The sequence below is a fragment of the Gilliamella sp. Occ4-3 genome (assembly GCF_001690675.1).
Taxonomy (GTDB): Bacteria; Pseudomonadota; Gammaproteobacteria; order Enterobacterales; family Orbaceae; genus Gilliamella; species Gilliamella bombi.
In genome coordinates, this window is sequence record NZ_LZHR01000097.1 from 1 (window position 1) to 1,416 (window position 1,416).

Here is a 1,416-nt window from a genome sequence, read left to right on the forward strand (position 1 = left end):
AAGCCTTATAAAATCATTTTATACATAATAATATCAAAATAAGGTGTCAATAATAGCTATAAATTTAACCTATTTATTTTTGTTCTTTACAAATTTCATCTATTGATAACGTTGCTGGCACATTACGATCATCATTGAATTGAAAACGAAATAAAAACCGAATATCATAAGCACGTAATACTTCAATCACGTCTTGCTTATTACAAAATTGAGCATTAAGCCCAAGCCTGATATTTTCTGTAATGTCTACTATTGATACACTTTGGCTATCGGTCGGCATATTATATTCAAAAACAATATTATTAAGGTTACCAAAAATGTTAGTTATTTCATAACCCGCATCCACTTTAACCGGAAATTCGCCACCTTCACCTAATATCGACCTTTTTGCACTATCGGCAAAAGCTTTAGTTATGTTTGCTGATGGTGGTAATTCAGCACTATATGCATTCGAAATTGTAAAAAGAGCAGAAAGTAACACTGCCAATTTCATTAGCTTTTTCACTTCAATATTCCTTACTTTTAGATTTAATAGTCATATTGATTTTATTATAAAAAACATCTAAATGAAAAACAAATCAAATAAATTCACAACAAAATAAGCGGTTTATAAAACAACCATATGAAAGAATTGATATTTATGCTTAATAGTCATATTGTTATACATACGTCACAATTAATTGCTGACAACTCAAAAATATCATTTTAAATCGATACAATCAAAAAAGGTAACCATATTGGCTACCTTTTAATAGCATTAACTGAATAAAATTACTTTTTATGTGGATGAGGATCTTTAACTGAATCACCCTGTCCAGACATAATATACCAACCATTTTTGCTGTGCGGTTTTTTATTATAATCAGGGCAAGGAGGTAACGATTTCTTACTTTGGTTAGAATAAATATAGCCACAGTCAGCGCACTTATAAGTGCCAGACGAAACATCACTACCATATGGAGAAAATTTTTGTACCATTATAAGTCCTCCTAATAAATTAGTGACAAACCCAATGCTTATCACTGTTATATCTAAACGCTGATTTAAGAAAAAAGCAAGTGTAGTTTTTTAAAAATTGCTCAATAAACAAGTCTTTTTAGGTGATATAAAAATCATCAGGTACAGCATTGATTTTATTGAATTTTTATTTATCAGTTGCCAAGCTGTTGGTTAATATTTCTAATTCTACAGATATATCTGAAATAGAAATCAAACAAGTTGTGTAACTATCCCCTAAAATAGTACAGCAAAAAAGTAGAAAATTATCTATGATAAAAGTAAAAGGGGATTTAATTATGAAAAAAATGACTGAACATCAAATCGTCGCTATTTTAAAAGAAGCTGAAGCAGGTATTCCTGTCAAGGAACTCTGCCGTACATATGGCATGGGTAATTCAACTTTTTATAAATGGCGGG

General features: G+C 29.9%; 3 protein-coding genes. 1 reads left to right on the top strand and 2 read right to left on the bottom strand.

Translation table 11 applies throughout. The annotated features are described in order from the left end of the window. Positions 1-73 precede the first annotated feature (73 nt). Positions 74-505: a hypothetical protein gene (locus tag A9G44_RS09690; RefSeq protein WP_034910507.1), complete on the bottom strand. Its 432-nt coding sequence runs from the start codon at positions 503-505 to the stop codon at positions 74-76. A 266-nt stretch (positions 506-771) separates the two neighbouring features. Further along, positions 772-978, bottom strand: a complete 207-nt coding sequence (locus tag A9G44_RS09695) for a hypothetical protein (RefSeq protein ID WP_065608869.1) — start codon at positions 976-978, stop codon at positions 772-774. A gap of 317 nt (positions 979-1,295) precedes the next feature. On the opposite strand from A9G44_RS09695, the gene A9G44_RS09700 reads away from it, so the two are divergent. After that, positions 1,296-1,416 (top strand): transposase (locus A9G44_RS09700; RefSeq protein WP_257006598.1); only part of this gene is annotated, 121 nt, incomplete at its 3' end.

Coding starts and splice junctions, on each gene's coding strand:
- A9G44_RS09695 (WP_065608869.1), bottom strand. CDS start 978: ATGGTACAAAAATTTTCTCCATATGGTAGTGATGTTTCGTCTGGCACT.